The organism is Nocardia brasiliensis, assembly GCF_042691675.1.
Taxonomy (GTDB): Bacteria; Actinomycetota; Actinomycetes; order Mycobacteriales; family Mycobacteriaceae; genus Nocardia; species Nocardia brasiliensis_D.
In genome coordinates this window covers 5,154,621-5,176,367 of the sequence record NZ_CP170507.1, presented here as the reverse complement: position 1 = coordinate 5,176,367, position 21,747 = coordinate 5,154,621, and the positions used below count along the sequence as shown (strand labels likewise).

Sequence of the window (21,747 nt, the reverse complement as noted above, 5' to 3'; positions counted from 1 at the left end):
TGCCCCGGATGTCCGTCCGCCGACTCGACCCGAAGGAACAGTCATGGCCACCGCTGTAGGTATCGATCTGGGCACCACGAACTCCGTCATCGCGAGCTGGCAGGGCGGGGAGCCGGTGGTGATCGCCAATTCCGAAGGGGCGCGCACGACTCCGTCCGTGGTGGCGTTCACCGAGAGTGGGGAGCGCCTGGTCGGTCAGCTCGCCCGCCGGCAGGCGATCTTGAATCCGAAGGGCACCATCTATTCCGCGAAACGCTTCATCGGCCGCCGCTTCGATGAGATCTCCGAGGAGGCCAAGGCGGTGAGTTTCGATGTGGTCGCCGGTGAGGGCGGCGCGGCGCGGCTCGAGGTGCGTGGCAAGAAGTACGCCCCGGAGGAGATCAGCGCGCAGGTGTTGCGCAAGCTGGTCGAGGACGCGAGCAAGTTCCTCGGTGAGCGGGTGCGCGAAGCCGTGATCACCGTTCCCGCGTATTTCAATGACGCGCAACGCAATGCCACCAAGGACGCCGGCCGCATCGCCGGGCTCGAGGTGCTGCGCATCATCAACGAGCCCACCGCCGCCGCGCTGGCCTACGGTATGGACAAGCAGACCCACGAGACGGTGCTGGTGTTCGATCTCGGCGGCGGCACCTTCGACGTGAGCCTGCTCGATGTGGGTGAGGGCGTGGTCGAGGTGCGGGCCACCGCGGGCGATTCCCATCTCGGCGGCGATGATTTCGACCGGCGCTTGGTCGACTATCTGGCCGACGAGTTCCAGCGCGACCAGCTGGTGGATCTGCGCAAGGATCCACAGGCCCTGCAGCGCCTGTTCGAGGCCGCCGAAAAGGCAAAGGTGGAACTGTCCTCGGTCGCACAGACACAGGTGAATCTACCGTTCGTCACCGCCGACGCCAATGGGCCGAAACACTTGGCCACCACCATCAATCGCGCCAAGTTCGAGGATCTGACCGCGGATCTGGTGCAGCGCTGCCTCGGACCCGTGCAGCAGGCGATGGCCGATGCCAAGGTGACCGCCAACGATATCGACGAGGTGATCCTGGTCGGCGGTTCCACCCGCATTCCGGCGGTGCAGGCGTTGGTCCGCCGCCTCACCGGCGGAAAGGCGCCGAATATGAGCGTCAACCCCGACGAGGTCGTCGCCCTGGGGGCGGCGGTGCAGGCGGGTGTGCTCAAGGGGCAGGTCTCGGATGTGTTGCTGCTGGATGTGACGCCGCTGTCGCTGGGTGTGGAGACCCAGGGCGGGGTGATGACCAAGATCATCGAACGCAACACCACCATCCCGGCCCGGCGCGCGGAGATCTTCTCTACCGCCGAGGACAACCAGCCCGCCGTGGATGTCGTTGTGCTGCAAGGCGAACGCGAACGCGCGGCCGACAACCGGGTGCTCGGGCGGTTCCGGCTGGAGAACATCCGCCCCGCCCGCCGCGGTGAGGCGCGCATCGAGGTCACCTTCGATATCGACGCCAACGGCATCCTCAATGTCACCGCCCACGACAAGGACACCGGCCGGGAACAGAGCATCACCATCAGCGAACAGTCCAACCTGGACAAGAGCGAAGTGGATCGGATGCTGGCCGAGGCCGAACGCCACCGCAGGGAGGACGAGCAATTGCGCCGGGCGGTCGACGCCCGCAACGAGCTGGATTCCATTGCCTACCAAGTGGAACGGCGGCTCGCCGAGCTCGGTGACGCCGCCCAGCCGCATGAGCGGGCACGCGCCGAGATGCTGATCAACGACGCGCGACAGGCGGTCAAGGAAAGCGCGCCCCCGGAGCGGGTACAGCCACTGACCTCGGAACTGCAGCAGCTGCTCTACGGGCTCATGGCCTCCGGTGGTGAGCCCGGTGGGACCGGTCAGCCGGGTGGCGCCGGTCAGCCCGGCGGCGGCTCTGCATCCGGGGACGACGTGATCGATGCCGACTTCGACCGGAGTTGAAGACCGATGGACGCCTCCATTGAACCGAAGGACACCAACACCGTGGCTGCGAGCCGAGATCGGTCAGATGTCGATCCCTCGGAGGAACCCTCGGCGCGTTCGCCCGCTGACACCGAGGCCCAGGACCGTTCCCCCGACATCGACGCCGCAGTAGCGCACGCCGAGGATCGCTGGCGCCGCACTGCCGCCGACCTGGACAACCTGCGCAAACGCTACGCCCGTGACGTCGACCGGGAGCGCGCCACCGAACGCGCCAAGGTGACGGCGGCCTGGTTGCCGGTACTGGACAATCTCGAACTGGCGCTCACCCACGCAGGCAGCGATCCGGGCTCGATCATCCAAGGCGTACAAGCGATTCGAGATCAAGCGGTGCAACTGCTGGAGGGGCTCGGTTACCCGCGCCACTGCGACACCGGCGTGCCGTTCTCGCCCGCCATCCACGAGGTGGTGGGTGTGGTCGACGCACCGGATGTGCCGGCGGGCACGGTGGTGGAGGTGGTACGCGCCGGCTATGGCGAGGAAGGCAGCCAACTGCGGCCTGCGGCAGTGGTTGTGAGCAAGCGTGAGGATTGAACACCGATGGCGCGCGACTACTACGAGGTCCTCGGCGTCCCTCGCGACGCCGACAAGGACCAGATCCAGCAGGCCTACCGCAAACTCGCCCGCCGGTACCACCCGGATGTGAACTCCGATCCTGCCGCGGTGGAGCGGTTCAAGCAGATCGGTGAGGCGTATCAGGTGCTGGCGGACCCGGAGACCAGACGCCGCTATGACCGCTTCGGCGAGAATTTCCGGCAGATCCCCGAGGACTACGACGAACGAATGGCCGGCGCAGGCGGTTTCGGGACCGGCGGGGTCCAGTGGGGACCAGGCACCGGCGGTATCCGCGTCAACGTCGGTCAGGGCTTCGGTCACGGCGGCGAAGCCTTCGATTTCGACGATCTGTTCGGCGGAATCTTCGGTGGCCGAGGGGGATTCAGTCGTAGTGGATTCGGCGGCGGTGGCGGGTACGGTCCGATGGCGGGTACGGACCAGGAGGCCGAACTCGTGCTCACCTTCGAGGAGGCCTACCGCGGCGGTCGGCGCAGCCTCGGTATCGATGGCTCCACGCTCACCGTGGACATTCCGCCCGGAGTCACCGACGGCCAGCGCATTCGCCTGGCCGGGCAGGGCGGTCGCGGCAGCGGCGGGGCGGCCGCGGGCGACCTGTATCTGATCGTGCGGATCCAGCCGCATCCGCGGTACCGCTTGGACGGCCGCGATATCTATCTCGACCTGCCCGTCTCGCCGTGGGAGGCCGTGCTCGGCGCGACGGTCGCCGTCTCGACGCCGGGCGGCGAGGCGAAGGTACGGGTCGTGCCCGGCTCGTCCACCGGACGCAAGCTGCGGTTACGCGGGGAGGGCATGCCGAATCCGCGCGGCGCCAACGGTGACCTCTACGCCGAGATCAAGGTGGTGGTCCCGGATCAACCGACCGAACGTGAGCGCCAACTGTTCGAGCAGTTGGCCGCCGTATCCAGTTTCGACCCGAGGAGGGCCCGGTGACCCGATACCTGCTGGCGCACCCCGCGCCCCTGCACCTGGAAACCGTCGCCTGGCGCGCTGGGCTGCATCCCGACCTGGTGCGCAGGCTGGTCGCGCTCGGCCTACTCGACAGCGTCCGGGACAGCGCGGGCGAGCTGCGCTTCGAACCGTCGGCGGTGGCCGTGGCCGCCCGGATCCAGCGGCTGCGTACCGGGCTGGGTCTGAACTACGCGGCGATCGGGCTGGTGCTCGATCTGCTGGATCGCATCGAGGAACTCGAAGCCGACCTGCGCCGAAGGAGGACACCTCATGGACACCGGTAACCTGACCGAGAAGTCGCAGGAAGCCCTGCACGAGGCCCAGAACGTGGCGTTGCGGTTGGGGCATCCCGAAGTCGACGGCGAACACCTGTTGCTCGCGCTGGTCGAGCAGGAACAAGGTCTGGTGCCACGGCTGCTCGAGCAGGTGGGTGCTGATCCCCAAGCGGTGCGTGCCGATCTGGACCGCGAGCTGTCCCGGCGGCCCAAGGTCACCGGGCCCGGCGTGCGTCCCGGTCAGGTGATGATCACCCGGCGGCTGGCGGCGCTGCTCGAGGCGGCGCAGCGAGAAGCCAAGCGGCTCAAGGATTCCTATGTTTCGGTGGAGCATCTGATATTGGCGCTCGCCGAGGAGGGGTCGGGGAGCGCGGCCGGGCGCATCCTGTCGAGCCACGGAATCACCAGGGAGACATTTCTTTCCGCGTTGACGACGGTGCGCGGCAACCAGCGGGTCACCTCGGCGACCCCGGAAGGCGCCTATGAGGCGCTCACCAAGTACGGCCGCGACCTCGTCGCCGACGGCCGCGCAGGCAAACTCGATCCGGTGATCGGCCGAGACGCCGAAATCCGCAGGGTCACTCAAATATTGAGCCGCAAGACCAAGAACAACCCGGTGTTGATCGGCGATCCCGGCGTCGGCAAGACCGCCATCGTCGAGGGCTTGGCCCAGCGGATCGTGCGCGGTGATGTCCCGGAAGGGTTGCGGAACAAGACCATTTTCGCGCTCGACATGGGTTCGCTGGTGGCGGGCGCGAAATACCGCGGCGAATTCGAGGAACGGCTCAAGGCGGTGCTCGCCGAGGTCAAGGCCGCCGAGGGCGGCATCCTGCTGTTCATCGACGAGCTGCACACCGTCGTCGGCGCGGGCGCGGTCGGCGAGGGGGCGTTGGACGCGGGCAACATGCTCAAGCCGATGCTGGCCCGCGGCGAGCTGCACCTGATCGGCGCCACCACTCTCGACGAATACCGCAAACACATCGAATCCGATGCGGCACTGGAGCGCCGACTGCAAACCGTGCTGGTGGACGAACCCACCATGGAGGACACCATCTCGATCCTGCGTGGGCTGCGGGAGCGTCTCGAAGTGTTCCACGGGGTGAAGATCCAGGACACCGCGCTGGTCGCCGCCGCGACCCTGTCGCACCGCTACATCACCGACCGCTTCCTGCCGGACAAGGCGATCGACCTGGTGGACGAGGCCTGCGCTCGCCTGCGCACCGAAATCGACTCCATGCCTGCCGAACTCGACGAACTCACCCGCAAGGTGACCCGGCTCGAGATCGAGGAGGCGGCGCTGTCGAAGGAAACCGACACCGCGAGCAAGACCCGACTCGACGAATTGCGCAGAGAGCTGGCCGATCTGCGTGCCGAAGCCGACGCCCGCCACGCCCAATGGGAGGCCGAACGCCAAGCCATCCGGCGGGTGCAGGACCTGCGCGGTCGGCTCGAACAGCTGCGACTGGACGCCGAAGCGGCAGAGCGTGATTACGACTTGAACCGAGCCGCCGAGCTGCGCTACGGCGAAATCACCAAGGTGGAGCGTAATCTCGCGGCCGCCGAGGAGCAGCTGATCTCCAAGCAGGGTAAGCAGCCGCTGCTGCGGGAGGTGGTGTCCGAGGATGAGATCGCCCAGATCGTCGCCGCCTGGACCGGTATTCCGGTCGCCAGGCTGCAAGAGGGCGAACGCGAAAAGCTGCTGCGCCTCGATGAGATCCTGCACGAGCGTGTCGTGGGACAGGACGAGGCGGTGCAGGCGGTCGCCGACGCGGTCATCCGGGCCCGCTCCGGCATCCGGGATCCGCGCAGGCCGATCGGCTCGTTCATCTTCCTCGGCCCCACCGGCGTCGGCAAGACCGAACTGGCGAAAACCCTTGCCGCGGCACTGTTCGACAGTGCGGACAACATGGTGCGCCTGGATATGAGCGAATACCAGGAGCGCCACACCGTCAGCAGGTTGCTGGGCGCACCACCGGGATATGTCGGCTACGACGAGGGCGGGCAGCTCACCGAGGCGGTGCGCCGCAAGCCGTATTCGGTGGTGCTGTTCGACGAGATCGAGAAGGCGCACACCGACGTGTTCAACACCCTGCTCCAGGTTCTCGACGACGGCCGGATCACCGACGCGCAGGGCCGGCAGGTCGATTTCCGAAACACGGTGATCATCATGACCTCCAATATCGGCTCGCAGTATCTGCTGGACGGGGTGACCGCGGACGGCGAGATCAAGGAGGATGCCCGGGACCGCGTGCTGCGTGAACTGCGGACCCATTTCCGGCCGGAGTTCCTCAACCGAGTCGATGACATCGTGCTGTTCACACCGCTGACGCTGCCGCAGTTGGAGCGAATCGTCGAACTGCAACTGCAGGAGCTGCGCGACCGGCTGGCGCAGCGGCAGATCGAGTTCGAGATCACCCCGGAGGCCCGGCGATTGATGGCGCAGCACGGCTTCGATCCGGTCTACGGTGCCCGGCCGTTGCGTCGCTATATCGCGCACGAGGTGGAAACCAAGATCGGCCGGGCGCTGCTGCGCGGCGATATCGACCACGGCGTGATCACCGTCACCGAGCGAGACGGGGAACTTCTCGTCGCGCACGACCAGAAGCCGGTTGCAGCATGAGGATTCGGTTATGGGCGGCCCCTACGGGCCCTCGCTAGGCGGCAACGGCACGGCGTCCCCGCACCTCGATCCGCACGTGAGCGCGATTCGTGCGGTGACGCCGCGCAGTCCGCGGGGTTGTGAGGAATGCCTGCGGCTCGGGACGCCGTGGTTGCAGTTGCGGTTGTGCTTGACCTGCGGGCACGTCGGCTGCTGTGACTCCTCGCCGATGCGGCACGCGCGGGCCCACGCTACCGAGTCCGGCCATCCCATCGTGCGCACGCTGGTCGCGGGGGAGGACTGGTGCTGGTGCTATGTGCACCGGAATTTCGTGTGAGGCAACCGCATGGGTTGATCGGCTGCGGGTAGACGATTGACGACACCACACCCACTGATCGCCTGCCTCGCCATGAACCACTCGCGTCCGCACCTCGATGAATCCCCGAAGCGCGCCGAGCCGACCTCGCTCGCCGAACTCACCGCGATGAACGAGCAACTCGCGGCCACGGTGCATCGACTGCGACAGCAGACCCGCGTGCACGAGGTGCTCGCCGGAGCCGCCGCCTACGGGACCGGTGAGCAGGCCATTGCCGACGCGCTCGGCCAGCTGACCGGGCTGCCGGTGGTAGTCGAGGATCCGTTCGGCAATCTGCGGGCCTGGTCCGGGCCGGGCAGGCCGGACCCGTATCCCAAGGATCCGCCGCTGCGGCGCGAACAGTTGCTACACCGGCTCGCCACCCACAATGCGCCCTTGCGGGTGCGTGAGCGGGTGATCGTGCTGGTTAAGCCGCGCAGCGAAATCCTCGGCACACTCGCCCTGGTCGATCCGGAGCACCGGATCGCCGAGGATCAGATGTTCGCCCTGAGTTACGGCAGTACCGTGCTGGCACTGGAACTTTCCCACCAGCGCAACGTGGCCGAGATCGAGCTGCGGTTACGGCGCGAACTCGTCGACGACCTGATCTCCGGCACCGACAACGACAACGACAGCGCCTACGCCCGCGCGCAGGCGCTCGGATATGACCTGCGCGGCCCGCATCATCTCGTTCTCGTACACAATTCCGACAATGCGGCCGCCGGTCGCGCCGCCGCCGACCTCGGCCTGCATTACCTGCAGGGCCGTTACGCGGGCATGGTCGTCTTCGTCACCGATCGCCGGCCCGACCCCGAAGAATTGCACCGCGTCATGCGTGCGGCCCTCGGACCGGTAGCGATCGGCATCAGCGGCGCTTGCGAGCAAGCCGGCGACCTCGCTCGCGGTTTCGACGAGGCCCGCCGGGCGCTGAACATCCGACTGCGATCCCGAATCCCGGATGGCGCCAATGCCTTCGACGAACTCGGCTTCTATCGACTCGTCGACGCCGCCCGCGCCGACGGGACCGCCGCGGCGTTTCTCCGTGAGGAGCTCGGTGTGCTGCTCGATTACGACCAGGCCCGCCACACCGATCTGGTCTACACCCTGAGCCAGTACCTGGAATGCGGCGGCAACTACGACGAGTCCGCGGCCGTCCTGCACATCCACCGAAGCACCCTGCGCTACCGGCTCGGCCGGATCCGTGAACTCACCGGATACGACCTACGTGACGTCAACATTCGGTTCAATCTGCAAGCCGCCACCCGGGCCTGGCAATTCCTGTCCATCGTCGGCCCCCAGAAAGAAAGGAAACAGTAATGAAGCTCAACAAGACCGCCGAGTTACGGTCCCGAGTTCCGGTGGCCACCTACGATCATTACGAGCAGGCCGAGCGCGCCGTCGACCATCTGTCCGACCAGAATTTCCCGGTAGAGCACACCACGATCGTCGGAGTCGGTCTGCGTAGCGTGGAACATGTGCTCGGGCGGCTCGATCATTGGCGCGCAACCGGTTACGGCGCCGCGACCGGTGCATGGATCGGCCTGCTGATCGGACTGCTGCTGTCGCTGTTCGCCACCAACACCGTGTCGTGGTTGGCCATCATCATCTGGGGCGTGGTGTGCGGCGCGGTCGCTGGAGCACTGTTCGGCATCGTGTCCTACGCCCTCACCGGCGGCCGCCGCGACTTCATCTCGGCGAGCCAGCTCATCGCCGAACGGTACGAGGTGGCAGTCAGCCCCGAACACGCGCCGCGGGCACAGGAACTGCTGCGGACCGCCCACACCGCTTGAAGCCTCGACTGCGGGCCGCAGCGGCAGACCCACGGTGTGGGTGGCGGTAAAGCGTTCCTTTCGGCTATGCCGAGTGCGTTGGTCAACCGGTGCGGGTCCCAATGGTGAGCGTGACCTGCTGACGCTGGGCGCCGCGGAGAAAGACCAGCGGCTGCTGTGATCCTGGCTCGAGGCGGCGCAGCACGCTGAGCAGGTCTTCCACGGTTCGCACGGGTTTGCCTGCGAATTCGATGATGACGTCGCCCGGGCGTAGCCCGGCTGCGGCGGCGGGCGCGCCCGGGTCCACGCCGAGGACGAGGGCCCCGTCTTCGGCGGGCACGCCGAGCATCTCCTGGATCTGGGCGGTGATGCGTCCGGCGGACACGCCCAGATAGGGGTGTGTCGCCGTGCCTTTGGTGAGCAGTTGGTCCACGACATCGAGCACGGTGGCCGATGGGATGGCGAACCCCAATGACACGGCCCCGACGCTGGGCGGAATATAAGCCTCGTTGATGCCGACGACGCGGCCGTGCACGTCGAGTAGTGCGCCGCCGGAATTCCCGGGTGAGATGGGCGCGTCGGTTTGGATCAGGTCCACCAGTGCGGGGGCTTGCTGGGCCGCGCCTGGAACGCTGCGTTGGATGCCGGAGACGACACCGGCACTGACGGAGTTCTGGAAACCCAATGGACTACCGATCGCGAGCGCGATCTCGCCCGGCTCAGGCAAGCCGCTCCGAAACTCCGGTACCGGCAAGTTCTTTCGTTCTGTGCGCACGACAGCGAGGTCGGTCACCCGATCGGCGGCCAGGACAGCCCCCGGTGAGCGATCGCCGTTCTCGAAGGCGATCGTGACGGTCGGTGCGTCCCCGACGACGTGGGCGTTCGTCACTATCACGTCGGAGCGAATCACCACACCGCTGCCGACCCCGCCCGGATGCTCCACGGTGACGACGCTGGGACCGACCCGGTCGACCAACTCGACGTAACCAGTAGACACCGGCGGGCCGGCCAGGGTCGTCGCCGGAGCCACCGTCTGCGTGCTGTCGCCGTGCCGGTCCGGTTGATCCGCACAGCCGGCAACGACAACAATCGCCGCGACGGCCGCGATCGTGCCTATGCGCTTCATGAGCAGGACTTACCCGTCGCAAGTCTCGGTAAGCGGCATCGGCACATCGGAATCACCTGGTGGACAGCGGGTTGCAGCACTCCATGCGCGCCGAACCGTGGTGTTGTTCCACGTTCGCGAACATCCGCCGCCAGGGTTGACGAACTGCGCAACAGATCATTGCGACACTCGAGACTCACGAGACGAATGATCGCGCAACCGCGATGGCTCGCCGTTCGCCAGCGCTAGCTCATCGGGGTTCACCGCGTCGGTGTAGTGGGTGGTGTTGTCCGCCCCGCCCGTGCACGCAAGACGGACAACTCGCCACATCGGGGACGCCCGGAACAGCGCATTCCGGCACCGACGCTCGGCGGATACCCCTCCGCCCCGGCGACAAACACACTGCTCTTTCCGCGCCTGACGAACCTTGTCGACCACCGAACTCGTGCTGCCTCGCGTTGGTGTCGATGGCGAGGCGGGCGCATGCGGTTCAACCGCCGCCTCCTGCGCGCCTGCTACCTCGCCGCGCGACTCAGCATCCGCAACGACCGAGCACCGAAGATTTACTACGCCCGCAAGCGCAGCGACTTGGTGTGCCAACAGGCCAGGGTGACCGGAATCTTCAGTGACGTGGCGGCTGCTCGAGCGCGTGCAGCGCGGCGTCGAGACTTGGGTAGCAGGCGAGCGTCTCTTCGGCGACGGTGAGGTGAAGAATCATCAGTATCGGCTTGGTGGCGGCTACCACAGCGAATCGGCGATTGCGGGTTCGTGCCTGATCGGCGGCGGTGAGAAGGGCGTTGAGGCCGGCCATTCCCAAGAAGTCGACATTGGACAGATCCAGCACGACGGGGTCGATATCGTGCTGTTCGGTGCGCCGCAGTGCCTTCACCAGCAGGGGCACGGTGGCCAGATCGATCTCACCGGCAACCCTGATCACGCAGGCTCCACCTAACGCGGCGACGGTCACGATCCGTAACCCGTCTTGGCAAAGCATGGTCCGCTCGACCGGATGGAAATGTGAAACCAGACGCCTTGTCATTCGAGGCTTACGTCGTGCCGCGTGATTGGCCATCATCTACGCTCCGGAGACGCTGCCGAGCGACGAGCCGCTCGACGAAACGGATTGCGGTACTGCCTGAATTGGAAGTGATTTGGAGAATGACCAGCTGATTCGTTGCCGAACCGGCGAAGCGACGATACGCCGCGCAGGAGTCCGCGCACAACACGATGGTCGTTTCCCATCGAGTCCCGCCACCGATTTCAGGACCGGGAGCCGGCGGTCCTCGGTTTGGACCCGACCGCTTCGGATACGGGTTTAGTGTGGTTCGTATGAGCCAGCGAGACCTTCGGGTGCTCGGCGAAGCGCAATCTGCGGTGCAGATCAACTGGGATCGTCAGGCCGACAGCACTATCGTGCGCATCGGCGGCGAGATCGATCTCCTGACCGCGGGTGAGCTCAGAGCGTGTCTGCTCGACAGCGGATTGATTGGCGACTCCAGCCGTCTGATCATCGATTTCACGACGGTGACATTCTTCGGCGCCGCGGGGCTGCATGTCCTGGACGCCGTGTACGACCAGTGTGCCCACAGCGGAATCAGCCTCGTCGTGGCGGCCCATCCGGACGTCGTCCACCTGATCGACTGTGCGGACGTGGCATATCGGCACTGTGTACTCACGCGGTCACCCATTGCGCGTGGGAGTTGACCACATGCCTATGGAGAATGAAATCCGCTGGCAGCAGTCAGCGTTAGCCGGTTGCACGACGTTGCGACCTCATGGTGCACTGACCTCCAGGACATACCGCCTATTCAGTGACGACTTGGTGAAGTTCGCGATGGATCAACCGCGTGCGTTGATCGTGATGGTGGACGAATTACTGGTTACCGAAGATCTGCTACTCACCGTTTTCACGACCGCGTGGATGCGAATCGGTGATTGGCCGAGTGTTCCGATCCTGCTCGTTGCCGAGTCACCCGCCTACCGCAAACGTCTCCGGCACGCTGTCATTCACCGATTCGTCCCCGTGTTCGCCACCCTCAGCGCTGCACAGGCAGCAGTCGATACACAACCCAAGCGCAGACGGGCGTGCGTAGATCTCGCGCTGACAGCGAACTCCGCTCAACAGGCACGCCGGTTCGTCGATGAAGTCTGCGACCGATGGTCGTTACCCGAAACGCGTGCTGACGCGCGATTGGTGGCAACCGAGTTGGTGGAAAACGCCTATCTGCACGCCGATATCAGAGACGACATCACGCTGCGTCTGGAATTGCGCGACGAGTTGTTGACCGTCGCCGTCGCCGACGCCGACCCTGGGGAAGCGGTATTGCGTGAACCGAGCGCTGGCCCCCGTCCCTATCACGGACTGCATGTGGTGGCCCGCATGTCCAAGGCGTGGGGGTGTGCGCCGCGCTGGCCGAGCGGCAAAGTCGTCTGGGCGACGTTGGGCATCGGCGGGCGGCGTCAACGCAGCTGAGCAAGATCGCGGCCTCCGTCGCCGGATTCGAGCGGCTCCATGACCACGATGACACCGCTGGAGGTTCCGGCGCGCTCCCGCAGCGAAGCGCAGATCACCCGCACGGTGATAGTGCGCCCGAGCCTGTTTACCCCGGTAACACAGATCTCGCGCCGATACTGTGGATCGGCCAGGGCCGGGCGCACGATCGGACGCAGCTCGGCCACAGGCAGGCCGATATCGAGGTTGAGCAGGTACTCACCTTCGGCTTCGTCAGAGCGCAATCCCCACAGATCCTCAGCGGCACTGTTCCACACCACAATCCGCATGGAGCTGTTCACTACGGCTACACCCGCAGGCCAGGAACCCATGATGGCGCCGAAGAAGTCGTTGACCTCGTCGAGTTCGCTACTGCGCTCACGCAATTGCCGGTTGATCGCCTGCAGCTCGTCATTGGTGGATTGCAGTTCCTCGTTGGTGGTCTCGAGTTCCTCGTTGGTGGATTGAAGTTCTTCGTTGGTCGTCTCCAGTTCCTCTACCGCCGACTGCAGTTCCTGGTTGATTGTCTCGAGTTGCTCGTTGGCCGACTGGAGTTGCTCATAGGCGGCCTCGCGCTGCTCGTTGGCACGGTTGAGATCGGCTAACAATTGGCGGTTGGCGCTGACATCGTGGAAGACCACCGACACCCCGATCGTCCTGTCGTCGACCAGTAGTGGGCTGAGGTGAACCTCGAGGGTCAGCAGCTCACCGGGGCCCCGCTGCCATTCGATGTCTTTGATCCGCAATGCTCGTCGGCCGGTACGGACTTGATCGATGTAGCCGCGCAGCTCGACTGGACGGTAAGACAGCTCGAGATCGCGCAGCGGCCGCCCGACATCGCGGTCGCCCACTCCGAACAGCTCCCTGGCCTGCTGATTGATCAAGCCGACCATATCGTCGGCGGTGAGCACCACCTGCGCCGTCGGCCCAGCCGAAAACGCGAGGCTACGTAAGGTTTCCAGATGGTCGAGCTCGCGACGATCCGGGACGACCGAGCGGCCGAACGCCGAACCGGTATCGGCTCGCCCGATCGGCACCTTACGGAAAACCCGGCGCTTCAGATCGACCGGGTCGAAGAGTCGACTTCGGTTGAGCAGCATCTCCGCCTTCCCCAAAAAAAGTATCCCGCGCGGGGACAGCGCGAAGTGGAATTTTTCGAGGATCCTCGTCTGGGTCTCAACATTGAAGTACATCAACGTGTTTCGGCACGACAACAAATCGATACGAGATATCGGTGCGTCTTGGACGAGATCGTTGCGACCGAAGATCACCGCACGACGTAGATCTTTGCGGAACAAATAACGCTCGCCGACCGGCTCGAAATACTTCCGAACCAGCTCCGCCCCCAGCGGCTGCACTTCTTTGTCGGTATAGACCGCCTGGCGGGCAACGCTCAACGCGTCCTCATCGACATCTGTGGCATAGATCTTCACCCGCTGCCGGAACTCGTCCACCCCGAGTGCCTCGGCCAACACGACGGCAAGCCCGAATGCCTCCTCCCCAGAGGCGCAGCCCGCGCACCACAGCCGCAGGGGCTCATCGGGCCCACGCTCGGCAAGTACCGACGAAACGACGGAGGTTTGCAGGAAATCCCAAGCGTCCGCGTCCCGGAAAAACCCGGTGACGTTGATCAGAATCGTGTTGAACAACGCGACGAACTCATCCGGGTTGGCCTGAATCACGTCCAAGTATCCCGCGTAGTCCTCCACCCCGAGCTGACCCATCCGGCGCCCGACTCTGCGCATCAGACTGCTGCGCTTGTAGCCGGTGAAATCGAATCCACGAGCTTCCTTCAGAAACTGCAGAAGCTCCTCGAAACCTTCCGCAGCGGTGTGCACACTGTCCTGGTCCACCTACTAACCGTACCGGCGCGCGTCAGTGCAGGTTGCGCCGATCCAACAGCTGTCGCAGCACAGCCCCAGCATGGGCATGCTCGCTCTGCTGTTCGCAGTACCTGGCGGCGAGCAAGTCCTGCCCGCGACGTTCGGCGTCGACCCGCATCCGGTCGGCCAACTGCCGCTTTTCCTCCAGCACCCGCACCGCGGTCCACAACGCCTTGTCGATCTCGGCATTCTGTTCCAGGAGCAGGGCTTCCGCGCTCCATGCGTGACCGACCCGGCAGCGGTATCGTGTCGCCTCCGCCAGACTGAACAGGGCACCGCCACAATCCGGACAGATCAGCCCGGACGGCTGCGCCCAGCGCGTTACCTGCTCGGAATCCATGTCCACTCCGGCATCGATCTCGACTTCCAAACGATCCAGTCCAGAAGGCTGCGACGGTATCGAGCCCACCGGCCGCGCACGCAATCCTTCGGCCACCGCCACACCGATCTTGCGGGCCGGCGCGATCACATCCACCGGCGCCCTGGTCAACGCGTTCTCCGGCATGCTTCGGTAGAGCGCCTCCTGCGGATCCTGCACCACGGCAAGCCCACCCTGGGATTTGATCACAATCAGTCCCGCGGTGCCGTCATCAAGGGACCCGGACAACACAACACCGACTGCCCGCGGCCCCCATTCGAGCGCTGCGGACCGGAACAACGCATCCACACCTGGACGGTGCCCATTCTCTGTCGGCCCACGCGACAACAAGACTCGGCCATCGGAGACCAACAGATGATGATCGGGAACAGCGGCATAAACCGTCCCCGCGGCCAACCGCATTCTCTGCTCGGCAGCCACGGCGGGTATCGTTCCGGCTCGACTCAGAATCGCGGGCAGCGCGCTCGACCCACCCGGGGGCAGGTGCAGCACCACCAGCACCGCCGCGGGCAAATCGGATTCAAGCCCGGTAACGAAGTCCCGCAAAGCTTCAACGCCCCCGGCCGAGGCACCCACAACGATCAGATACGACGGTTGTCCGGCCATGAATACCCCGCCTTCGGTCAGCGAGTAGTCCCTCGCGTCTACCCGAGTTCCGCCGCCCCAAACATCTCGGCCACTGCCCCCCGATGTCACAAAATCGTCGCAGTGCTGACCGCTGGCGACAACAGCACCCGGCCTCGATCCGACCGCTACACCGCGAACCCGCTGCGCCACTGCTGGTCCGGGATCTCGCAAGATTGATCGTGCGGATGTTCGTGCTCGGGACCGAGACAGCACGATCAACGACTTCTTCACCTGGCTCCCGTACGCGAACACCGCGAGTGAGGGTGGGGTGTGCCTCGATCTCTTGAAGACGGTGGCCGTTCGATAATTTTCCTGCTGGGGGCGTGGCGGAAATGCTTGGAAGGGTGCCGGTCGCTGCGGGTAGGGTTCGCGCGTGTGACCGGGGATCACCTGTTGCAGGATCAGCCGCATCGGCGTGTCGTACGAGTCGGCGACACTGTCCGCAGGCCCACCTACCCGTGGTCGCCAGCGGTCCATGCTCTGCTGCGGCATCTCGAGGCTGTGGGCTTCCCTTATGCACCTCGCGTGCTGGGCCTCGACGAGGAAGGCCGCGAGGTTCTGACGTACCTGGAGGGCGACTCGGGCCCACTGGGCTGGGCTAAGGTGGTTGACGATGCTGGTCTGACGAGGTTCGCGCGGTTGCTGCGCGACTATCACGAGGCGGTGGCCGACTTTCGACCACCCGACGAGCCCAGGTGGTTCACCGGCGAGAGCGGCACTGGCGGCAACGAGTTGATCTGCCACGGCGACTTCGGCCCCTGGAACATCGTTTGGCAAGGCGAACAGCCGGTGGGAATCCTTGATTGGGACTACGCCCGTCCTGGCAACCGGATCCAGGATGTCGCCTACGCCTTGGAGTACGTCGCCCCCTTCCGAGACGACGCAGAGTGCCTGCGGTGGCTGCGTTATCCCGATCCTCCCAATCGGGGGCACCGCTTGGAGTTGTTCGCCAGCGTCTACGACCTGGCGTCCACGTCGGGACTGGTCGATGCGGTGATCGAGGCCCAACGGGACGGCATCGAGCAGGTCCGGAAGCTGGCCAACACGGGATATCAGCCCCAGGTCGACTGGGTCGCCAACGGCCTTCTCGAGGAGTTGGCGAACCGGCTTGCCTGGAGCCGGGCCAATCGGCATTTGTTCGAGTAGGCGGCAGGTTGTGAGGCAATGGTCGCTCGCGGCTGGGGTGTGCGTGCGTCCATGCGCCAGGTCTCGGAGGTCGGGCGCCGATCGCCAGGCAGAACGCGAGGTGGTCGTCCACCGCTCATTCGTAGGTTGCCACTGTGTTCCAGCCGTGCCCGGTGGCCCGCCGCCCGCTACTCACCGAGCAAAGATCTCGGCGGCCACCTCCGTGGCCAGCCACCATCGAGCATGGCCGTGACCATGAGCATCCCCTGGGTCATGTGCTGGCCGGTGACCTATGCCATCGGACTCGAGCCATGACAGCAATAGCCACCGCACCAGCCCGGCCCAGGCGGCAGCGGTCGCTGAGATCCCAGTCGGCCGCGAGTTGCCCCGGCCCGTAACCCACCAGCGATGGTGAGCACCGTTGTGTCAACGAACTTTTGTGTCACCGAACTTTGCCGGGCTGTTGTCCGAGTGTGTCCTCGTTTAGGTCGACATCGGCAGGGGAACGTGGTTAAGGGAGTGGGGTAACCGTTGGGAGGCGGGCGGTGGCTTACGACGCGGAGGCGTTGGTGGAAGTGTTGTCGCGGTTCGCCCGGATGCTGCCGACGGAATATCGGGTGGAGACCGCGCTGGACGAGCTGGTGTCCAGCGTGACCGCGGTGCTGGGCTTGACGGGGGCGGGGGTGACCATGGAATCGGGTGGGCAACTGCGGTTCGTCACCGCACCGAGTGAGCAGATCGCCGAGGTCGAACGCTGTCAGGAACACGCCCAGCAGGGCCCATGCGTGGACGCGCATCACAACGGGCACCCGGTCACAGTCGATGACCTCAGCAAACATCTGGATCGGTGGCCCCAGTACACCTCGGTCGCCGCGCGCTACAACGTGGCGGCGGTGGCGGGGGTCCCGATGCGCCTCAATGGACACAAGGTCGGCGCGATCGATCTGTATGCCGACCAGCCTCGGGACTGGTCGGCCGCGGATGTGGAGGTGGCGCGGTTGCTGGCGGATATGGCCACCGGCTATGTCGTCAACGCCGGTAGACGATTCCAGCAGCAACAGTTGACCGAGCAGTTGCAGCAGGCGCTGAACTCGCGGGTGGTGATCGAGCAGGCCAAGGGCATCATCGCCAACGCCCGCGCGATCAGCCCCGACGAGGCGTTCACCCTGATCCGCCGCTATGCCCGCGCCCAGCAGGCCCCGCTGCACGCCGTCGCGCGCGCCATCGTCGAGGTCGGGTTGCGGGTATGAAGCCCGCCCGTCCAGCTACCAGGTAAGCATCGGTCCGCGAATTCCGCGAATTCGCCGCCCGTTCCAGCGACGCGACCGCTATCATTTTCGGCACCGGTTGACCCCGCATCGCGCGGTGCAATCGTTCACCATCCGCCCCGGACCTCGGTGGATCTCCTGCCATGAGTCGATGTCTCAGGAGTGCGGATGCTTGCGATCTCCCGATCTCCTGCCCGGCGCACACCGCCGGGCCGGGCACCGCCGTGCGCGCGTGGATGTCGGCGTCACCCCCGGTAAACCCTGGTGGAGAGGAACACCTTCGTGCTCGATGACGACATCCGGGCAGCAGGTACGCGGTCGGAAAACGATGTACCGCAGCTGTTTTCGCCGGACAGCGCCCCGGCGCCGCATCGGCGGTTGGCCGTCGCGGTAGAACGACTCGAACGGCGGTTGTCCACCGCCGGGCAGTACCTTACTCCCTTGAGTGAGGTGCGCACGATGCTCGAGCGCGCGCACGGCGGCGAGGCGGGCGCATTGCCGGAAGCCTGCGAGTCCCTCGCCGGGGTGCTCGGCGAGCTCGACCTGCTCGTCGACGACATCGCCCGCCTCGGATTGATCCTGAGTACCACCCGTCACCGCGAAATTTCCGAATGGTTCGACTGGTAAAGGAGATCGGCTGATGCTTCTCAAGAAGGACCTGTATGGGCTGGCCGCGTTCAAGGCCGCCGCCAGCGGCCCCGATGGCAACTGTGTGGCCTTCGCGGCCCTGCCCGAGGGTGGTATCGCGGTCTTCAACACCCGCGACACCGACAACGCACCGGCACTGCGGTTCACACCCGCTGAATGGGATGCCTTCATCGAGGGAGTGCGGACCGGCCGGTTCATCACCGTGTGATCGCTGCAGATCGCGGCACGGGTGGCCCGGCCGGTAACCGAGCACTTCGGCGTCGGCTGCAGCGATCGGGTCACCCACCACCGTAGGCGAGGACCATCGGCCCCAACGCCTTCCGAACCCAGTCAGTTACCGACTGCGCGCCGGATAGAGCTCAGGAGCTGCTGGCGCAGCCATCCTGTGCCGTACGGAATTAGAAATTCGGCTGGAGGATCCAGCCTTCAGGACGACGACACGAACCCGTTGCTCTGGATCGTGCCACAAGCCGACGCCCGCATCGGCTGTTCGGTGATGCCCGCGCCGGGGTGCGGGAGGTGGTGGTGAATGGTTTCGAGGTGGTGGGTTCGAAACGATTCCTCGCGACGTTGAGCGCGATGCCGTCGTCGTGGAGGACCTTTCATTTTAGGGTTTGCGGCCGATGCCGCCGACGATGCAGTGACGCACATCGGCCAGCGGCGCGAGCCGTGGGCCGTCGGGCCACCAGTCATCACAGAGCACCAGACCCGGCTCGACCATCTCCAGCCCGCCGAACAGGGCCTGGATCTGATCTCGGGTTCGGAAACGACCGCTGCCCATCGGGCTGTGCACGAACTTGTCTTCCATCTTGCGCGCCAACTCGCTGTGCTCGGGGGTTTGTGGGTCGCAGAAATGAGCGATGGTCACATACGACCCGGACGGCAGCGCGTCGATGTAGGTCCGCATGATCGCGGCAACGTCGTCACCGAGATAGTGGTGCAGTGTCCCGATGTGCAACAGCGCCACCGGGCGGGTGAAGTCCAGCCCGTCACGCACCGTCGGGTGCCCCAGGACCTCGAGGGCTCGGAAGATGTCGGCGTCGGCGATCGCGGTGGACTCGTTGCTGGCCAACAGCGCTCGTGCGTGGGCGAGCACCGTTGGATCGTTGTCCACATACACCACCCGCGCGGCCGGGTTGATCCGCTGCACCACCTGGTGGGTGTTCTCCGCGGTCGGCAGACCCGAGCCCAAATCCAGATACTGATCGATCCCGGCTTCGCGGGCCAGGAACCGACACGACCGGATCAGGAAATCGCGGTTGGCCCATGCCAATTCGTTGACTTGTGGCGCTACGGTGCGGACCTGCGCCAACACTTCGCGGTCGACCGGGTAGTTGTCCTTGCCGTTGAGCGCGGCGTCATAGACCCGCGCGATGCCCGCGCGGGTGATATCCACTCCCACCGGCACCACGCTCGGGTAGGCGGCGGAGGGTTGGGACATGGCATGCCTTCCGGCATTTGTCGGTCCGGTATCCACCGATCCAGTCTCGCGCATCGGTGCCGGTTTCGGGTCGATACAACCTCGCACACAACAGCTTCGACACCGTCACGGTCCCCAGGTGACGGGTCCGCGCGGACAACGATTTTCAAAGCACGGTGGCGCCGCGAAAGTGGCGGATACCAGGACCGCTTCGAACCCGTCGTAGTCAGGCACGTCCTCCGAACGGCCGACATCCCACCCGCTGTGGTACCGCAGCGGCCTAGAGCATGCACTGAATTCGGCATGTGCGCGCGTTGAGAAGTACTGTCAGCCAACCAATTTGGACGGCCGACCAACGCGCGCTCCGCGGCACGAGCGGACCGGTATCCGCGATCTGGGGGCGGCATGGTGGCGCGGGACGCCGGGAGTCAGTGAACCGTCTGGCCAATAGCCCGCAGTACATCCGAGAGCCACACCAGGTGGTATCCGATTGCTCGATCCGGATCGGCCAGTAGATCCGTGAGATGCAGTTGCCATTCGGTCACAGCACGATCATCCCCGGAGCACTCTGCTCCCAATCATCAGGCCGGGCGTCGTCGGGGTCACGGCGACGCGGCCTGTACCCGAGGTTCGTTGTCCTACACCACTATTCGAAGCTGCCACTTGGAACGGATGGCCGACGCATCCCGATTCAGCGGAATCACGATGTCAGCGGCAAATCATTGGGCAACATCACAAACAATCAGCGCCGAGAACCTCGACCACCCTCGACTCGCCATGATGGCGCCTACGGTCGACGTCAGATGCCTTCCGGCTCGTTGATCTTCCGAGGTGCCGCAGTAGCGACTTCGAACCGCACGCCACGAGCCTAGTTAGACACTTGCTGTCAGGATCAGATCCCGGCCAGGATTTGGTTCAGGTGCGCGGTGGGGTGCTCACTCATGCGGCTGCCCACCGTCGGTATTGGTGTGGCTCGTTAATGGCTTGCCTCCCACCGGGTGCCGTGCAGGGAGTGGCTGGAAAGGGGTCTGCCCGGCTCGAACTAGCGGTGCCCTCCCGCACGACGGGGAAACCGTGATCGACGTGCCCGCGAAACTCTCCTCCCAGGTGCGTGTCTTCGCCACCGGCAACGGCCGCAAAACCGACCCGGTCGACGCGCACTCGGTTGCCCTTGCCGCACTGCACGCCCCTGACCTGCGTCGAGTCACCGCTGATCCGGAATTGATCGCTTTGGGCAATGCTCGCTGACCGGCGCGACGAACTCGGGCGCGCACGCACCGAAACCCTGTGCCGGATATACCGATTGCTCCTCGAGTTGATTCCTGGCGGCGCCAAGAAGTTCCTCTCCTCGATGCAAGCGCGGGCCTTGATCGACACGATCACACCTCAGGACGCGGTCATCAGGATTCGCCTGAGCCTGGTCGAAGAACTAATCGAGGAACTCGAAACCATCGACCGCAAAATCAACGCCGCGGCCAAAGAACTGCGCCAGCTGGTCACCGAGCGCGGTTCGACGTTGATGGACCTCAACGGCATCGGACCTTCCTCAGCGGCAAGGCTTTTGGCTGACACCGGTGATATCCGCCGGTTCCGCAACGGGACCGTTACGCATCCTGGAACGGCACCGCACCCCTGGACGCCTCCTCCGGCGAACAACGACGCCATCGGCTCTCCCGCGCCGGCAACCGCAAAATCAACCGGGTCCTGCACATCATGGCCGTCGTTCAACTACGCAACCACACCGCCGGACGCGTCTACTACGACCAGCGGCGAGCCAGTGGGAAAACCTCGAAAGAAGCACTACGAGCTCTCAAACGACGACTCTCGAACGTCGTCTACACACGCATGCTCACCGACCAGCAACGCAATGAATTATCGGGCCCGGGAGGGCAAACGGGAACGACTACTGACTCCAGCGCGACCGGCCTGACCCCGCACACCGATCCTTCGGACAAGCCACAACCCGGACCCACCCAACAGGCTAACCCCAACACCCAACAGGGTCTTGACCTAAAGACCTCCGATTCCGCTAACTGTCAAGCAGGACTCCAGAAGTTCCTGCCATGGTAACGCCCAAGCTGCACAAGGACTTCCACGACACCACTGATTTGTCGGTGACGTAGCGGTCAGGAGGTGGCGCCGAACATCCGATAATGGCTCCCCTACTTATCTTGTTCGGTCCGTCTCGGTGACTCCTGTGGCTCCCCTCGGATCGCAGAGTCCTCACTAAGGCGGCGGGCGCTGTGGACAGATGCGAGCGCGGCGGCCGGGTTCGGTTGGCGCGGTATGTCTTCCGGGTCGGCG

At 65.2% G+C, this 21,747-nt stretch carries 21 protein-coding genes; 16 read left to right on the top strand and 5 right to left on the bottom strand.

The genetic code is table 11. The annotated features are described in order from the left end of the window. Window positions 1-43: 43 nt before the first annotated feature. The 8 genes from dnaK (at window position 44) to ACFK0J_RS23680 (ending at window position 8,518) form a co-directional block, all read left to right on the top strand. Window positions 44-1,936 carry a molecular chaperone DnaK gene (gene dnaK / locus ACFK0J_RS23715; RefSeq protein WP_378730801.1) on the top strand — a complete coding sequence of 631 codons (1,893 nt, stop codon included), beginning with the start codon at window positions 44-46 and terminating at the stop codon, window positions 1,934-1,936. Window positions 1,937-1,978: 42 nt separating this feature from the next. Further along, window positions 1,979-2,509, top strand: a complete 531-nt coding sequence (locus ACFK0J_RS23710) for a nucleotide exchange factor GrpE (protein WP_378742873.1) — start codon at window positions 1,979-1,981, stop codon at window positions 2,507-2,509. 6 nt (window positions 2,510-2,515) lie between these two features. Continuing rightward, a complete protein-coding gene (locus tag ACFK0J_RS23705; protein ID WP_378730799.1) occupies window positions 2,516-3,481 on the top strand; it encodes a DnaJ C-terminal domain-containing protein in 966 nt (321 codons plus the stop codon). Then, on the top strand, window positions 3,478-3,783 hold the full coding sequence (locus ACFK0J_RS23700) for a chaperone modulator CbpM (RefSeq protein ID WP_378730796.1): 306 nt from the start codon (window positions 3,478-3,480) through the stop codon (window positions 3,781-3,783). The genes ACFK0J_RS23705 and ACFK0J_RS23700 overlap by 4 nt, the downstream gene beginning before the upstream one ends. Then, window positions 3,770-6,394 carry an ATP-dependent chaperone ClpB gene (clpB, locus tag ACFK0J_RS23695; RefSeq protein WP_378730795.1) on the top strand — a complete coding sequence of 875 codons (2,625 nt, stop codon included), beginning with the start codon at window positions 3,770-3,772 and terminating at the stop codon, window positions 6,392-6,394. The genes ACFK0J_RS23700 and clpB overlap by 14 nt, the downstream gene beginning before the upstream one ends. A 10-nt stretch (window positions 6,395-6,404) precedes the next feature. After that, a complete protein-coding gene (locus tag ACFK0J_RS23690; RefSeq protein ID WP_378730793.1) occupies window positions 6,405-6,710 on the top strand; it encodes a UBP-type zinc finger domain-containing protein in 306 nt (101 codons plus the stop codon). A gap of 72 nt (window positions 6,711-6,782) precedes the next feature. Further along, window positions 6,783-8,045, top strand: coding sequence for a PucR family transcriptional regulator (locus ACFK0J_RS23685; RefSeq protein WP_378730791.1), 1,263 nt, complete (start codon window positions 6,783-6,785; stop codon window positions 8,043-8,045). Continuing rightward, complete coding sequence (locus ACFK0J_RS23680; RefSeq protein WP_378730789.1) at window positions 8,045-8,518, top strand: general stress protein; 474 nt, start codon at window positions 8,045-8,047, stop codon at window positions 8,516-8,518. The genes ACFK0J_RS23685 and ACFK0J_RS23680 overlap by 1 nt, the downstream gene beginning before the upstream one ends. An 82-nt stretch (window positions 8,519-8,600) precedes the next feature. Here the strand turns inward: ACFK0J_RS23680 and ACFK0J_RS23675 are convergent, their stop codons facing one another. Continuing rightward, complete coding sequence (locus ACFK0J_RS23675; protein ID WP_378730787.1) at window positions 8,601-9,623, bottom strand: S1C family serine protease; 1,023 nt, start codon at window positions 9,621-9,623, stop codon at window positions 8,601-8,603. Window positions 9,624-10,224: 601 nt separating this feature from the next. Continuing rightward, window positions 10,225-10,569 (bottom strand): STAS domain-containing protein, encoded by a 345-nt coding sequence (locus ACFK0J_RS23670; protein ID WP_378730785.1) that lies wholly within the window; start codon window positions 10,567-10,569, stop codon window positions 10,225-10,227. A gap of 362 nt (window positions 10,570-10,931) precedes the next feature. On the opposite strand from ACFK0J_RS23670, the gene ACFK0J_RS23665 reads away from it, so the two are divergent. Both ACFK0J_RS23665 and ACFK0J_RS23660 read left to right on the top strand, forming a co-directional pair. Then, window positions 10,932-11,306, top strand: coding sequence for an STAS domain-containing protein (locus tag ACFK0J_RS23665; RefSeq protein WP_378730783.1), 375 nt, complete (start codon window positions 10,932-10,934; stop codon window positions 11,304-11,306). Window positions 11,307-11,436: 130 nt separating this feature from the next. Next, a complete protein-coding gene (locus ACFK0J_RS23660) occupies window positions 11,437-12,075 on the top strand; it encodes an ATP-binding protein (RefSeq protein WP_378730781.1) in 639 nt (212 codons plus the stop codon). On the opposite strand, the gene ACFK0J_RS23655 is transcribed toward ACFK0J_RS23660, so the two are convergent. Together ACFK0J_RS23655 and ACFK0J_RS23650 are read right to left on the bottom strand one after the other, a co-directional pair. Further along, window positions 12,063-13,931 carry a CheR family methyltransferase gene (locus ACFK0J_RS23655; protein WP_378730779.1) on the bottom strand — a complete coding sequence of 623 codons (1,869 nt, stop codon included), beginning with the start codon at window positions 13,929-13,931 and terminating at the stop codon, window positions 12,063-12,065. The two genes, ACFK0J_RS23660 and ACFK0J_RS23655, sit on opposite strands and share 13 nt — an antisense overlap. 37 nt (window positions 13,932-13,968) lie before the next feature. Then, window positions 13,969-14,961 carry a chemotaxis protein CheB gene (locus ACFK0J_RS23650; protein ID WP_378730777.1) on the bottom strand — a complete coding sequence of 331 codons (993 nt, stop codon included), beginning with the start codon at window positions 14,959-14,961 and terminating at the stop codon, window positions 13,969-13,971. Between the two features lie 546 nt (window positions 14,962-15,507). Between ACFK0J_RS23650 and ACFK0J_RS23645 the strand changes: the two genes are divergently transcribed. The 4 genes from ACFK0J_RS23645 (at window position 15,508) to ACFK0J_RS23630 (ending at window position 18,231) form a co-directional block, all read left to right on the top strand. After that, entirely contained in the window at window positions 15,508-16,128 is a 621-nt protein-coding gene (locus ACFK0J_RS23645; protein ID WP_378730775.1) for a phosphotransferase, read from the top strand. A 524-nt stretch (window positions 16,129-16,652) separates the two neighbouring features. Then, complete coding sequence (locus ACFK0J_RS23640; RefSeq protein ID WP_378730773.1) at window positions 16,653-17,357, top strand: GAF and ANTAR domain-containing protein; 705 nt, start codon at window positions 16,653-16,655, stop codon at window positions 17,355-17,357. A gap of 282 nt (window positions 17,358-17,639) precedes the next feature. Continuing rightward, window positions 17,640-18,002, top strand: a complete 363-nt coding sequence (locus tag ACFK0J_RS23635; RefSeq protein ID WP_378730771.1) for a hypothetical protein — start codon at window positions 17,640-17,642, stop codon at window positions 18,000-18,002. A gap of 13 nt (window positions 18,003-18,015) precedes the next feature. Next, window positions 18,016-18,231 (top strand): DUF397 domain-containing protein, encoded by a 216-nt coding sequence (locus ACFK0J_RS23630; protein ID WP_378730769.1) that lies wholly within the window; start codon window positions 18,016-18,018, stop codon window positions 18,229-18,231. 399 nt (window positions 18,232-18,630) lie between these two features. Here the strand turns inward: ACFK0J_RS23630 and ACFK0J_RS23625 are convergent, their stop codons facing one another. Beyond that, window positions 18,631-19,464: an SAM-dependent methyltransferase gene (locus tag ACFK0J_RS23625; RefSeq protein ID WP_378730767.1), complete on the bottom strand. Its 834-nt coding sequence runs from the start codon at window positions 19,462-19,464 to the stop codon at window positions 18,631-18,633. Window positions 19,465-20,517: 1,053 nt separating this feature from the next. On the opposite strand from ACFK0J_RS23625, the gene ACFK0J_RS23620 reads away from it, so the two are divergent. Both ACFK0J_RS23620 and ACFK0J_RS23615 read left to right on the top strand, forming a co-directional pair. Then, on the top strand, window positions 20,518-20,691 hold the full coding sequence (locus ACFK0J_RS23620) for a hypothetical protein (RefSeq protein WP_378730766.1): 174 nt from the start codon (window positions 20,518-20,520) through the stop codon (window positions 20,689-20,691). A 384-nt stretch (window positions 20,692-21,075) separates the two neighbouring features. Continuing rightward, window positions 21,076-21,513, top strand: a complete 438-nt coding sequence (locus tag ACFK0J_RS23615) for a transposase (protein ID WP_378742967.1) — start codon at window positions 21,076-21,078, stop codon at window positions 21,511-21,513. Window positions 21,514-21,747 lie beyond the last annotated feature (234 nt).